Source organism: Stenotrophomonas sp. PS02289 (assembly GCF_029960115.1).
Taxonomy (GTDB): domain Bacteria; phylum Pseudomonadota; class Gammaproteobacteria; order Xanthomonadales; family Xanthomonadaceae; genus Stenotrophomonas.
On the sequence record NZ_JASCOZ010000012.1, the window covers coordinates 1 to 13,593 of the forward strand.

Below are 13,593 nucleotides of genomic sequence, written 5' to 3' on the forward strand. Positions count from 1 at the left end.
GGGTTTGCGGGACACGCCGTGAATCCATCCATGGAGGCTCGTCAAAAACATCCATGTTTTTGACGGTCCCGCAAACCCACCCCGGCACGCCCCAGACAGAGGGTCGGCGGCCATGGGAAATGCCACATCAACGGCAATGTTGATCCGGGGTCATGCGTTACCGACTGTTGGGGATTTCACGGCCGTCGTCTGTCGACCGACGCTACCGGCCCAACATCCCGAGCAATCCCATTCGCGCGGTGACCGCGTGATTTTGATCTTCGGTGGCCACCGACTCACTGTCGATGGCGGGTCGGGGTGGGCTGGAGGGGGCGTGAGCCGCATGGATGCGGCGACCGAGCTTACAGGGACGTACTTGCAGCGTCCCCCGGAACGCCCATCCCGAGCCGCCAAACCAGAGATCCGATGGAAACCGGCTGTTCGCCCAAATCCATCAGACGCCGGGCAACGCCCGGCGACACGTACAACGTGCAATCCATGCTGTCAGCGCTGCGACACCGCGACGCTGCCGAGGATCAATGCGCCGGCGATCAACATCGCCAGGGTGACCGGTTCGCCGAGGAACAGCCAGGCGAAGGCGGCGCCGAACAGGGGAATCAGGTAGGTGACCGTGGAGGCACGCGCCGGGCCGATGCGGCCGATCAGGCGATAGAACATCAGGAAGGCCAGGCCGGTGCACAGCACGCCCAATGCCACAGCGCACGCCCAGGCGTTGAAGGGCACCGCCGTCTGCGGCCAGTGGGTGATCGCCATCGGCAGCATCCACAACGATGCGCAACCCAGCGTTGCCGCAGCCGCGGCCGCTGACGGCAGGCCGGTCATGTGCCGCTTCACCAGATTCACGCCCAGCCCGTACAACAGCGACGCCGTGGCACCCGCAATCACCGCCGCGCCGATGCTCAATCCGCTTACCTTTGCCGTCGCCAGCACAACCACACCCGCAAAGCCCACCAGCAGCGCGATCGCCCGGCGCATGCCGATCTTCTCGCCGAAGAACAGGAACGCAATCAGGGCCGCGAACAACACTGTCATCGCATTGCAGATCGCCCCGATCGCCGCCGGCGCGCGTTCGGCCGCATAGGCGAACAGCACGAAAGGCAATGCCGAATTGATCAGCCCGATCGGTGCCAGCCACAACCAACGCCGCGCCGGGAACAGCGCGCGCGCCTTCCACAGGAAGGGCAGCAGCACCAACGCGCCCAGCACCAGCCGCACTTCCACCAGCGCATACGCACCGAACGACGGCACCGCCACCCGCATGAACAGGAACGAGCAGCCCCAGATCGCTCCCAGCAGGGTCAGCTCCAGCGGGGTGCGCCAATCACGGCTCTGGCTGGCCGCCAGGTCCGCGCTCATGCGCGCCCCCGCAGGCAGGTGCAACGGGCAGGCTGAGGGCGGCTGGGAAGCAACATGGCGCAGGCTCCGGGGTGAGAATTACAGCATCCCCCTGACCCCGACCCCTTGCAAGCGCGTAGTATCACTGCCAGCCACAAATCAGATTTGGGTCTAGCCAATGATCCTGCGCCCTGCCTTGCTGCCCGCCCTCGGCGTGTTCGCGGTCGCCGCCCGCCACCAGAATTTCGCCCACGCCGCCGAGGAGCTGCACCTCACCGCCAGCGCGGTCAGCCACCATGTGCGCCGCCTGGAATCGCTGCTCGGCACCGTGCTGTTCCAGCGCCAGGCCAGGGGTGTACGCCTGACCGCCGAAGGACGGCAGCTCGCCGATGCCGCCGCCGCTGCGCTCAGCGATCTCAATGCGGTCGCCGCCAACCTCCACCCCCAGGCGGACATCGTCCCGCTGCGGGTCACCACCATCCGCTCGCTGTCCTACTGCTGGCTGATTCCGCGCCTGCCGCGCTTCACCCACCAGCATCCGCGCCTGCGCATCGAACTGCAGACCAGCAGCGAACTCACCCGATTTGACGAGAACGGTCCGGAGTTGGGCATCCGCTACGGCCTGGGCCAATGGCCCGGCCTGACCGCGCATCATCTGATGGACGACGAACTGTTTCCCGTGGCATCACCGGCATTGCAGGGCGTGTCCGCCCTCCGCGAACCGGCGCAGATCGCGCAGATGCCGCTGGTCAGCGACATGTCCCCGCAGGGCTGGCGCGACTGGTTCCGCGCCGCTGGGGTACGCGGCCTGGACCTGGCCACGCCGCATGTGTTCAGCGACAGCACCGATGCAATGCGCGCAGCGGTGTACGGCATCGGTGCCGTGCTGGCGCGCAAACACATCGCCCAGCCCTATCTGCAGCGTTACGAGCTGGTGCGGCTTCCCGGGCCTGCGCTCAAGGCCCGTTACGCGTACTACGTCGTGCATGCCGAGCATCGCCCGCTCAGCCCGGTGGCCGTCACGTTCATGGACTGGCTCAAGCGCGAGGCGCAGGACGAACGCACGCCGATTCCGGCCTTGCCGGAGGAATTGATGGGCCGGCCGGTGTCCTAACCCATCATCACCCACTCTTGTCCGCCCGCTGGCTAGGCTGGAACTCCCGAATCCCCCGAGAATTCCCCATGGCCTTGTTGCGACTCAGGATCACCGGCACCGAAGACGACGCCCGTGCGATCAGCGACCTGTTGCAGAGCATTGACGGCATCGAGCACGTCGAGGAAACCGATGATCTGATGCCGCATATGGACGACGACGATTCCAGCTCGGCCGGGCTGTCCGACGACATCGGTCCCGGCATTCACGAGCTGGAGGTGGAAGTCGGTAACGAGTACACCACCCAGCGCGTGCGCGATGCGGTGGAAGCACTCGCGCGCGAGCTGGATGTGTTTGTCGAGTACGAACACGACGAAGGTTGAGGTTCAGCGCCGGTAGGTATCGACCGATGGTCGATACCTCAGTCGATACCTCAGCCGACCTTCCGCGAGCGACGCCAACGCCGCCACAGCGCCAATGCGCCCCACAGGAAGACCCCGCCCACGACGACCACCGGCACCAGCGCCGCCACCGCACGGATCAGGAAGGCGATGCTTTCGGTAAAGATCGTCCCTGCATCCCCGAAAGCCTCACCGATGGCGCTGCGATTGCGCTCGCCCGACGGCGCATTGAAACGCACCGTCACCAGCTGCGTGTCGATCCGTCGACGCTGGTTGGCCGCATCCTTGTTGGCCTGCTCCACCCCGGCCTCGATCTCCGACAGGCGCTGGGCAATCACCAGCAGGTCCGCCATTTTCACGTCCTTGGCGTCCTGATACGCCAACAGGCGCTCGTGTTCCTTCTGCAGTCGCGCCTTGGTCAACGCGGTGTCGGCGACCTGCTGGGCCAGGTCCTCGGCCTGGGTGTTGCGGGAGGCAATCTCGCCGCCCTCACCGGCCAGGCTGATCAACGGCTCCACGCCCTTCGGAGCAACCCGGAAGCGCACGGAGCCGGACGGATACTCGCCCCCCTCCTGCTCCACCTGCAGCACCGCGCAGTCGCCGAAGCGCGCCGACTGACAAGCCTCGGCGATCTGCTTGACCCGTGGCCCGATCTTCTCCGCTTCCAGCTTGATGTTCAGGGTGTGCTCGTAGGCCAGCATCGCCCCTTCCGGCGAGGCGATGGTCGCGCCCGCAGCCGATGCATCGGCCGCCACGTGCCCGTTCGGCGCAGCGCATCCGGCCAGTGCCATCACCAGCAGCATCCCTGCCAAGGCGCTCCCGCGCCACGTCGTCCCTGTTCTCACATGCGTGCTCCGTCAAAGTGGGTGATCTTCAAGCCTTCCAACGCCAGGTCCGGCAGGCAGCGCACATTCACCGCCGCCATCGCCTGACCGCTGCGCGGGTCCACGCCCTCGCTGAACGGAGCGATCCCGCAGGTGGCACAGTAATGATGCTCCAGATGGTGCTTGTTGAACTGATAGGTGCCGAGCAGCGCGGGGTCCGTGTTCAGGGTCAGCGCAGCGCGCGGGGCGAACCACAGCAGCCCACCCCGGCGTCGACACAGCGAACAGTTGCAGTCCACTACGTCGACGATGGGCTCGGCCGTGTCAACCGTGAAGGCGATGTTTCCGCAATGACAGCTTCCCTGGTACTGCATGGCACCACCTGCGTCGGGCTGGAAAGCGCCATGGTAATCCAATGGCACGGGCGGGCCGCACCCGGGCAGGCCTATGCTCGGCGATTGTCCCCAGCACAGGATCGCCGATGCGCCAGCATCTTCTTGCCCTCGCCCTGATCGCCGCCCTCGGTGGCTGCCAGCAGGCCGACGCCCCCACCGCCCCGACCGGCACCGAAGCGGCGGCCACCGCGGGCGATGCCGCGGCTGATGCCGCGTTCGCCGACCTGTCCAAGCGCGCCCTGGATACCTGGATGCAGCTTTCGCCGGTCAGCGCCACCCAGATCGGTGATCACCGCTTCGACAGCGAGATCGATGATCTCAGTGCCGCCGGGCAGCAGAAGACCCTGGCCGCCTACAAGGGCCTGCTGGCTGACCTCGACAAGGTGGACGTGAGCAAGCTCGGCCGCGAGAACCAGGTCGATGCCGCGATTCTGCGCAACCAGCTGCAGTCGGAAATCTGGAATGCCGAAGTGCTGCAGTCGTCCAAGTGGGACCCGCAGCTGTACAACGGCCTGGCCGGTAGCGCGCTGTACGGGCTGATGGCACGCGAGTTCGCGCCGCTGCCCGAACGCCTGAAGTCGGCCACCGCGCGCATGGAAAAGCTGCCGCAGATCTTCGCCCAGGCCCGCGAGAACCTGGACCCGGCGCGCGTGCCGAAGATCCACGCTGAAACGGTGGCCAAGCAGAACAAGGGCATCCTCAGCATCGTCGATACCTTCATCACCCCGCACATCGCCGAACTGCCGGCCGAAGACGGCAAGCGCCTGCAGGCCGCCATCGAGGGCCTGAAGAAGGCCGTGACCGAACAGCAGACCTGGCTGGACACCACCCTGGTGCCGAACGCCAAGGGTGACTTCCGCATCGGGGCGGAGCTGTATGACCAGAAGCTGAAGTTCGCGCTGAATTCCTCGCTGTCGCGCGCCGAGATCGGCGAACGCGCCCGTGCCGAGCTCAAGCGCGTGCGTGGCGACATGTACGGCATTGCCCAGACCGTGCTGAAGGACAAGCCGGGTGCGCCGGCACTGCCCGCCAACCCGACCGATGAACAGCAGCAGGCCGCGATCGAAGCGGCGCTGGAACTGGCCTACGCCGAGAAGCCGGCCCGCGACAAGGTCGTGGACGACGCCAAGGCCGCCCTCGCCCAGTCGACCGAGTTCGTGCGCACGCACGACCTGATGACGCTGCCGGACGCACCGGTGGACATCATCCTGATGCCGGAATTCCAGCGCGGCGTGGCCGTGGCCTACTGCGATTCACCGGGTCCGCTGGACAAGAACCTGAAGACCTTCTACGCGGTGTCGCCGATTCCGGACGACTGGAACGACAAGCAGGTGGATTCGTTCCTGCGCGAGTACAACAGCCGCATGATCCACCTGCTCAGCATCCACGAAGGCACCCCGGGCCACTACCTGGAAGGCTGGCACTCGGGCAAGTTCCCCTCGACGCTGCGCGCAGTGCTGCGTTCGGGCCTGTTTGCCGAAGGCTGGGCGGTGTACACCGAGCGGATGATGCAGGAGCAGGGTTACCTGGACAACGACCCGCTGTTCCACCTGGTGCAGCTGAAGTTCTACCTGCGCACCATTTCCAACGCGATCCTGGACCAGGGCGTGCATGTGGACAACTGGACGCGTGAGCAGGCGATGCACCTGATGACCCACGACGCCTTCCAGCAGGAAAGCGAAGCGTCGGGCAAGTGGGTGCGTGCGCAGCTGACCTCGGCGCAGCTGCCGACCTACTTCGTCGGCGCGCAGGAGCACTTCGACACCCGCAAGGCAGTGCAGGAAAAGCAGGGGGCGAACTTCAACCTGAAGGCCTACCACGACCAGATGCTGTCCTACGGCGCACCGCCGGTGCGCTTCGCGCGCCAGCTGATGCTGGGTCAGCCGATCGAGTGATGTGATGGACAAACGGCCCGGTGAGAACCGGGCCGTTTTTGTTTGCGCGTGTTTACGAATCGGCCGCCACAAACCCACCGGTTTGCCGCGCCCACAGCCGCGCATACAACCCACCGGCGGCAATCAGCTCGGCATGCGTCCCGGTTTCCACGATCCGGCCCTGGTCCATCACCACCAGCCGATCCATGCGTGCAATCGTGCTCAACCGGTGTGCGATGGCGATGACGGTCTTGCCGCCCATCAGTTCGTCCAGGCTGTCCTGGATCGCCGCTTCCACTTCCGAATCCAGCGCCGAGGTGGCTTCGTCCAGCACCAGGATCGGCGCATCCTTGAGCAGCACGCGGGCAATGGCGATGCGCTGACGCTGGCCACCGGAGAGTTTCACCCCGCGCTCGCCGACGTGCGCGTCATAGCCTGTGCGTCCTTCGCCGTCTCGAAGGGTGTCGATGAAGGCATCGGCACGCGCCTTGGCCACCGCCGCACGCAATTCGGCCTCGGTGGCGTCCGGCCGACCGTACAGCAGGTTGTCGCGGATTGAACGGTGCAGCAACGAGGTGTCCTGGGTGACCACGCCGATCTGACGACGCAGGCTCTCCTGGGTGACGGTCGCGATATCCTGGCCGTCGATGCGGATGTGGCCGCTCTCCAGGTCGTACAGGCGCAGCAGCACATTGACCAGGGTCGACTTGCCCGCACCGGACGGACCAACCAGGCCGATCTTCTCGCCCGGCTTCACCGCAAGGTTCAGCCCAGCAATCACCCCACCCTTCTTGCCGTAATGGAAGTGGATGTCCTCGAAGCGCACGCCGCCCTCGGTGACTTGCAGCGGCACGGCATCGGCGCGGTCCTGCACGGTCAGCGGCTGGGCAATGGTGGTGATGCCGTCCTGCACCGTGCCGATGTCTTCGAAGATGCCGTTGATGGTCCACATGATCCAGCCCGACATGTTGTGGATGCGGATCACCAGGCCGGTGGCCAGGGTGATCGCACCCACGGTGATGTCGCCGTGGCTCCACAGCCACAGCGCCAACCCACAGGTGCCAGCGATCAGGAAGCCGTTGACGATGGCGATGGTCAGGTCCATGCCGGTGGTGACCCGGGTCTGGCGGCGGTGTTTGACTGCCAGTTCCTCGATCGCCTCGGCCACATACGCCTGCTCGCGGCCACCGTGCGCAAACAGCTTCAGCGTCGGAATGTTGGTGTAGCCATCGACAATGCGTCCCATGGCCTTGGAGCGCGCTTCCGAGGCGATCCAGGCACGTTCCTTGGCGCGCGGCACGAACACCCACATGATCACCACGTAGGCCGCCAGCCACAGCACCAGCGGAATCATCAGCCGCCAGTCGGCCTGCGCGAACAGATACAGCGCCGTGCCGGTGTAGACCACGATGTACCAGAGCGAGTCGACCATCTGCACGGCGGACTCGCGCAGCGAGGTACCGGTCTGCATCACCCGGTTGGCCATGCTGCCGGCAAAGTCGTTCTGGAAGAACGACAGGCTCTGGCGCACGACGTAGTTGTGCATCAGCCAGCGCGAGCGGTTGCTCAGCCCGGGCACGATAGCCTGGTTGACCAGCAGGTTGTGCAGTCCCACCAGGACCGGCCGGGCAATCAGGGTGATCGCCGCCATCCACAGCAGGGTGTCGGCGTGTCGCGCGAAGAAGCTGGCGTCCGGCTGCTCGCTGACCATGTCGACGATGCGACCGAGGAAGTCGAACATCGCCACTTCCACCAGCGCCAGCAGCAGGCCGGCGATCAGGGTAGCCAGCAGTACCGGCCACACCGGGCGCAGGTAATACAGATAGAACGCCGCCACATTGCGTGGCGGCATGCGCGCATCCACCGGCGGGAACACCGGAATCAGCGATTCGAACCAGCGGAACATCCTGTTACCTCCTTACCGCACCGGGACCAGCACCAGGTCCTGGAAATCAAAACTGAAATCGGTCAACGACGATACTGCCTGCATGCGCATGTCGCGCACCTTGCCATCCGGGTCGAGACTGAAGTTAACGAACGCATCGGCATTCAGCGAGCGGTCGTCCCAACGAACGATGAAGGTGTCGTGCTGCCAGTGCTCCAGCCGGCCCACCAGCTGCGCGGTCTTGTCAAAGCGCAGCCGCAAACCGCCCTTGTCCGTTTCGACGTGCACATCGCCGTACCACGCGTCGCGGTAGCGGCCGGCATACTTCGCCAGCGGCAGTGACGGCTTCGACTTCGGATCGCGCGCCGCCTGGTGTGCGGCCCAGCCTTCGTCGGCCTTGTCCTGGGCTTTGGCCACGGCGGCCGCATACGCCGCCACCCAGTCGGTGGGGGTCTGCGGCTTCAGGTAGGTGTCCAGCACGTCCAGGGTGATCGCATTGAACGCCGCGCCCACTTCCTGATTGGTCAGCACCACGATGCCCAGCTTCTGCTCCGGCACCAAGGTGACCCGCGACACCATGCCCGGCCAGCCGCCGGTGTGCCATACCAGCTTCTGGCCGCGGAAATCGCTCAGGCTCCAGCCTTCACCATACCCGGCGAAGTTGGGCTTGGCTGCGGCCAGTTCCGGCACCGCCGGATCGGCGACGACCTGCGGCGTAATCACCTGCCACATCGCCTGCTGGGTCTTGGGCGTGAACAGCGGCGTGCCGCTCTCCAGCACGCCATGGGCCAGCTGCACGTTCATCCAGCGCGCCATGTCATGCACGCTGGAATAGATGCCGCCGGCACCGGCATTGTTGGACCAGGTCAGCGGTGCCACGGTGCGCAGTTCGCTGAAATCGTATTTCGCGTGCCCCACCGCGGCCTTGTCGCCGGCCTGCAGGTGGTCGGCGTTGTAGCGGGTGCCGGTCATGCCCACCGGGGTGAAAATGTGCTGCTGCAGGAAGTTGGCATACGACTGACCCGAGACCTGCTCGATTACCTGCTGGGCCACGGCATACAGGATGTTGTCGTAGGCATAGCGGTCACGGAAGCCGGCCTTCAATGGCACCTTGCCCAGGCGCTGCACCACCTCGGCATTGCTGTAGGTGGTGGTCGGCCAGAACAGCAGGTCGCCGGCTCCCAGACTGAGTCCGCTGCGGTGCGAGAGCAGGTCGCGGATGCGCATCTCGCCGGTCACGTACGGGTCGGACATGCGGAACGACGGCAGGTGGTCGATCACCCGGTCATCCATTTTCAGCTTGCCCTGCTCGGCCAGCAGATTCAGCGAGGTGGCGGTGAACGCCTTGGTATTGGAAGCAATGGCGAACAGGGTGTCAGCCTGCACCGGATCCGGCTTGCCCTGTTCACGCACCCCAAAGCCGCGTTCCAGCACCACCTGCCCGTCTTTGACCACGGCCACCGCGATGCCGGGCACATCGAACTGGCTGCGCACACGCTCCACCGTGGCCTCCAGCCGGGTGTCCAGTTCGGTCGGCGCGGCGGCCGATACCAACGGTGCGCAGGCCAGCAGCACGACGCCTCCAATCCATGATGTGTTCAAGCAGTGTCTCCACGGGACTGTAATCGGAATGTCGAGGCCGCATTCAGCGCGGCCTTTCGCAGAATGGTAACGCCTCACGTCGCAGGCTCGCGTGTGCCAGAAGCCCGTCCCGGAGCCCCCGCCATGAGCGCCCCTGCTGCCAGTGCCATCATCCCCTGCCTGCGCTACCGCGATGCCCATGCGGCCATCGCGTGGCTGGAAAAGGCATTCGATTTCAAACCGCAGGCGGTCTACGCCGACGGTGTCATCGTCTACCACGCCCAGCTGGTCTATGGCGGCGGCATGGTGATGCTCGGTTCGGTGGACAACGGCGGCGAGTGGGGAAAACTGGTGGTCCAGCCCGATGAGATCGACGGCCGCGAAACCCAGAGCGCCTGCGTGATCGTGACCGACCCGGACGCGCACTACGCTCGCGCCGTCGCCGCAGGCGCGAAGGTCGTGATCGACATCGCCGACCAGGACTACGGCGGTCGCGGCTACGCCTGCCGAGATCCGGAAGGCCATCTGTGGTGGTTCGGCAGCTATGACCCGTGGCAGGCGGAGCACCCCGGCGCATGAGCGTGGTCGCCGGCACCATCCGCACCGGGATCGGTGGTTGGGTATTTCCGGAGTGGCGCGGCGGCATGTTCTACCCAAGCGATCTGGCGCAGCGCGAAGAACTGTCCTATGCCGCCGCACGACTGGGCTGCATCGAGATCAACAGCACCTTTTACCGTGCACAGAAACCGGCGGTGTACGCGCAGTGGCGCGACCAGACACCCGCCGGTTTCCGCTTTTCGGCCAAGGTGCCGCGAAGCCTCACTCAAGGCCGTGATCTCGCCGCCGTGGCCGCGCGTGCCGATGGCTTCATCGAGGGCATCACCACGCTGCAGGATCGGCTCGGCCCTCTGGTCTGGCAATACGGAGAACAGCACCCGGCCGGAGCACAGGAGTTCGACCGGCTGCTGGAGGGTCTGCCACGTGAGGCGAACGGCCGCGTTCTGCAGCATGCACTGGAGGTGCGCAACCGCGCGGCGTGGACGGCGGAACTGGTCGATGTCGCACGCCATCACGGCGTCGCCCTGGTGTTCAGCGGCTCAAGCGACTACCCCAGCTATGCCGACCCCACCGGCCCTTTCATCTATGCCCGCTTGATGCAGTCACGCTCCAATCTGCGCGCCGGCTACCCGCAACGTGCGCTGGAGCAATGGGCACTGCGCGCCCAGCGTTGGGCCCGTGGCGAGGACAATCCCGACCTGCCCCATCTGGCGCATGCGGCACCGCCCCACGCCGCGCGCGATGTCTATCTGCTGTTCATCGGTGCGGCCAAGCATCGCAATCCCGGCGCGGCGATCGCCCTGCACGACCACGTGCGCGCCATCGCGCGATAGCCTGGCACCCGCCCGGCCTTACGGCGCGGTTTGCTTTCGCGCCAGGCTCTCATCCACCTTCCACAACAACCCGCCGAGCGCGATGAAGGCCAGCGTCATTGAGGCGACGTTGCCGAGCAGGGACTTCCAGCCCAGCATCTCCAGATCCAGGAACGGATAGGGGTACTGCCCGGTGACGCGACCCAGCAGCATCGCCCAGGCCAGATAGGCCACGGGTACCAGCAGCGCGAGCAGCAGTTGCCGCCAGTGCAGGCCGCCGTGTTCACCCAGCCCCCATCCCAGCAGGTACAACACCGGTACGGCGTAGTGCAGACCGGAGTCGGCCCACCATTGCCATCCCTGCGGATGCCACAGCGTACGCAGCACCAGTACGTACACCAAACCGGTAATGCCGATGTACAGCGCCATCGCCGCCCGGGGCCCCGGACCGGCCAGGCCGTCGGCGTCACCACTGGCACGCGCGAGGCAGACCGCCGCCACGCCGATGTTGCTCAGAATGGTGAAGTAGCCCAGCAGACGCAGGCTGGCGCTGCCAGCACCCTCGAGCCCGCCACCAGGGGGCAGAAGCAGCACGAACTGCAGCACCAGCGACAGCACCGCGACCAGCGCGGTCAGGCCAGCGAGCAGACGGGCAAAGGTGGATGGCGCACGCATGGTATTCCTCGCGAAGGTTAACGCGCACAATACTCGCATGCCGATGACCGATACCCGCAGAGCCCTGCTGCAAATCCATTTCTGTGTGCTGCTGTGGGGCGTCACCGCCATCCTCGGCGTTCTGATCAGCCTGCCCGCACTGCCCCTGGTGTGGTGGCGCATGCTGCTGGTCGTGGCCCTGCTGGCGCTGCTGCCACGCGTGTGGCGCGGCCTGCGCCAGCTCTCCCCTGCCCTGCTGGCCGGTTACTGCGGCGTGGGCGCGCTGGTCGCGCTGCATTGGCTCACGTTCTATGGCGCGGCGAAGCTGGCCAATGCCTCGGTGGCCGCGACCTGCATCGCACTGGCTCCGGTGTTCACCGCGGTGATCGAACCGTGGGTGGCCAAGCGTCCGTTCCAGCTGCGCGAGCTGGCGTTCGGCATCGCCGTGCTACCCGGCGTGGCGCTGGTGGTCGGTGGCGTGCCGGATGGCATGCGCCTGGGCGTGCTGGTGGGTGCCCTCTCTGCGCTGCTGGTAGCGGTGTTCGGCTCGCTCAACAAGCGCCTGGTCAGTCATGCCGACCCGCTCACCGTCACCGCCGTGGAACTGGGTGCCGGCACGATCACTCTGACCGTGCTGGCTCCGCTGCTGCCGTTCCTGCTGCCGGCGCTGGCCAGCCCCCTGTGGGTCGTCCCCAATCTGCGCGACAGCCTGTTGCTGCTGACCCTGGCGGGCGTGTGCACGCTGCTGCCGTTCGCGCTGGCACTGGTCGCTCTGCGTCACCTCAGCGCGTACACCGTGCAGCTGGTGACCAATCTGGAGCCGGTGTATGCCATCGTGCTGGCGATCCTGCTGCTGGGCGAGCAGCGCGAACTCACACCGCTGTTCTATGCCGGCGTGGCGATCATCGTTGGTGCGGTGTTCCTGCACCCGCTGTTGAACCGCCGCAAGCCGGTGCAGCATCCGGAGATTCTAGGGACGGCTGAGGCGCGCAATATCGCCGAGTGATGCCGTGTACCGACCAACGGTCGGTACCTACCCTGCGATTTCCACCCGGTCGCGGCCGTTGCGCTTGGCCTGGTACAGCGCGGCATCGGCACGGGACACGGTCTGGTCGACGCTGTCGCCGGCCTTGTGCGCGGCCACGCCGATGCTGATCGTGACCGGGAAGCCCAACGGCAGCTCTGCCACCGCCATGCGCAGGAAGTCGCACTGCAGCTCGGCGGTGCGCAGGTCGGTGTCGGGCATCAGCACCACGAACTCCTCGCCGCCGTAGCGTGCGGCCATGCCGCGTCCGGAGAAGTGCGCGCGCAGAAGCACGCCCAGCGCCGCGAGCACACGGTCGCCAGTGGCATGGCCGTGGAAATCGTTGATCTGCTTGAAGTGGTCGATGTCCACCAGTGCCACGGCGGTCTGCCGCGGCTGGCCATCGGCGTCGGCGACCGAGGCCTCCAGTGCTACTGCCATCGCGCGACGGTTGGGCAGGCCGGTCAGGACGTCGGTGCGGCTTTGCTCGGCCAGGTCGGCGTTCTGCGCCAGCAGCAGGTCGTGATACTCGTTGAGCAGCCGCTCGTAGTCCTCACGCTCCAGCATGTGGCTCTGGATGTCCTGGGCGAAACGGCGCAGCTCCATCACCAGCATCACCTGCCGCGACAACGCCGCCAGTGCCTCGGTCTGGTCCGCGTCCAGGTGGTGCGGCTGCGGGTCGAACACGCACAGCGTGCCCAGCGGGTAGCCTTCGTTGCTGATCAGCGGGGCACCGGCGTAGAAGCGCACATGCGGTGCGCCGGTGACAATCGGGTTGTCGTGGAAGCGCTCATCGATGCGCGCATCCTCGATCACCATCACCTGCTGCGGCTGCAGGATGGCGTGCCCACACATCGATTCGGCGCGCGGCAGTTCGGCGGCGTCGGTGCCCTGGATGGACTTGAACCACTGCCGCTCGGCATCGATCAGGGTCACCGCGGCCATGGAGGTGCCGCACACCGCCTTGGCGATGGTGACCAAGTCCTCGAAGGACTTCTCCTTGTCGGTGTCGAGAATGCGGTAACGGTACAGCGCGTCCAGGCGCAGCGCTTCGTTCGAAGGCTTCTCGGGCTTGATCATGCAACGGGTCGAAATCCGGGAGCTGGCCTCAGTCTAGCCCGGTCCGCGTGACGGAGCGTGAGCGCCCCGTGCACGCC

At 66.1% G+C, this 13,593-nt stretch carries 13 protein-coding genes; 6 read left to right on the forward strand and 7 right to left on the reverse strand.

Annotated features, from left to right (window positions below; genetic code table 11):
* Positions 1-483: 483 nt before the first annotated feature.
* On the reverse strand, positions 484-1,356 hold the full coding sequence (locus QMX83_RS03140; RefSeq protein WP_282295189.1) for a DMT family transporter: 873 nt from the start codon (positions 1,354-1,356) through the stop codon (positions 484-486).
* 157 nt (positions 1,357-1,513) lie between these two features.
* Here QMX83_RS03140 and QMX83_RS03145 point away from each other — a divergent pair, with 157 nt between their 5' ends.
* Positions 1,514-2,449 (forward strand): LysR substrate-binding domain-containing protein, encoded by a 936-nt coding sequence (locus QMX83_RS03145; RefSeq protein ID WP_282295190.1) that lies wholly within the window; start codon positions 1,514-1,516, stop codon positions 2,447-2,449.
* Positions 2,450-2,517: 68 nt separating this feature from the next.
* Positions 2,518-2,811 carry a hypothetical protein gene (locus QMX83_RS03150; RefSeq protein WP_282295191.1) on the forward strand — a complete coding sequence of 98 codons (294 nt, stop codon included), beginning with the start codon at positions 2,518-2,520 and terminating at the stop codon, positions 2,809-2,811.
* A gap of 50 nt (positions 2,812-2,861) precedes the next feature.
* Here the strand turns inward: QMX83_RS03150 and QMX83_RS03155 are convergent, their stop codons facing one another.
* Positions 2,862-3,632, reverse strand: coding sequence for a DUF4349 domain-containing protein (locus QMX83_RS03155; protein WP_282295224.1), 771 nt, complete (start codon positions 3,630-3,632; stop codon positions 2,862-2,864).
* A 38-nt stretch (positions 3,633-3,670) separates the two neighbouring features.
* On the reverse strand, positions 3,671-4,027 hold the full coding sequence (locus QMX83_RS03160; protein ID WP_282295192.1) for a GFA family protein: 357 nt from the start codon (positions 4,025-4,027) through the stop codon (positions 3,671-3,673).
* 107 nt (positions 4,028-4,134) lie between these two features.
* Here QMX83_RS03160 and QMX83_RS03165 point away from each other — a divergent pair, with 107 nt between their 5' ends.
* Complete coding sequence (locus QMX83_RS03165; protein WP_282295193.1) at positions 4,135-5,943, forward strand: DUF885 domain-containing protein; 1,809 nt, start codon at positions 4,135-4,137, stop codon at positions 5,941-5,943.
* A 52-nt stretch (positions 5,944-5,995) separates the two neighbouring features.
* Here QMX83_RS03165 and smrA read toward each other — a convergent pair whose 3' ends face one another.
* A complete protein-coding gene (gene smrA, locus QMX83_RS03170; protein ID WP_282295194.1) occupies positions 5,996-7,828 on the reverse strand; it encodes a multidrug efflux ABC transporter SmrA in 1,833 nt (610 codons plus the stop codon).
* 12 nt (positions 7,829-7,840) lie between these two features.
* Positions 7,841-9,409, reverse strand: a complete 1,569-nt coding sequence (locus tag QMX83_RS03175) for a serine hydrolase (protein WP_282295195.1) — start codon at positions 9,407-9,409, stop codon at positions 7,841-7,843.
* Positions 9,410-9,532: 123 nt separating this feature from the next.
* Here QMX83_RS03175 and QMX83_RS03180 point away from each other — a divergent pair, with 123 nt between their 5' ends.
* Positions 9,533-9,967, forward strand: coding sequence for a VOC family protein (locus QMX83_RS03180; RefSeq protein WP_282295196.1), 435 nt, complete (start codon positions 9,533-9,535; stop codon positions 9,965-9,967).
* Positions 9,964-10,779, forward strand: a complete 816-nt coding sequence (locus tag QMX83_RS03185; RefSeq protein WP_282295197.1) for a DUF72 domain-containing protein — start codon at positions 9,964-9,966, stop codon at positions 10,777-10,779. The genes QMX83_RS03180 and QMX83_RS03185 overlap by 4 nt, the downstream gene beginning before the upstream one ends.
* Positions 10,780-10,797: 18 nt before the next feature.
* Here QMX83_RS03185 and QMX83_RS03190 read toward each other — a convergent pair whose 3' ends face one another.
* Positions 10,798-11,433: a Pr6Pr family membrane protein gene (locus tag QMX83_RS03190; protein WP_282295198.1), complete on the reverse strand. Its 636-nt coding sequence runs from the start codon at positions 11,431-11,433 to the stop codon at positions 10,798-10,800.
* A gap of 37 nt (positions 11,434-11,470) precedes the next feature.
* Between QMX83_RS03190 and QMX83_RS03195 the strand changes: the two genes are divergently transcribed.
* The gene (locus tag QMX83_RS03195; protein ID WP_282295199.1) at positions 11,471-12,418 is read left to right on the forward strand and encodes a DMT family transporter; all 948 of its coding nucleotides are present in this window, start codon (positions 11,471-11,473) and stop codon (positions 12,416-12,418) included.
* A gap of 27 nt (positions 12,419-12,445) precedes the next feature.
* On the opposite strand, the gene QMX83_RS03200 is transcribed toward QMX83_RS03195, so the two are convergent.
* Positions 12,446-13,516, reverse strand: coding sequence for a sensor domain-containing diguanylate cyclase (locus tag QMX83_RS03200; RefSeq protein WP_282295200.1), 1,071 nt, complete (start codon positions 13,514-13,516; stop codon positions 12,446-12,448).
* Between the last annotated feature and the right edge of the window lie 77 nt (positions 13,517-13,593).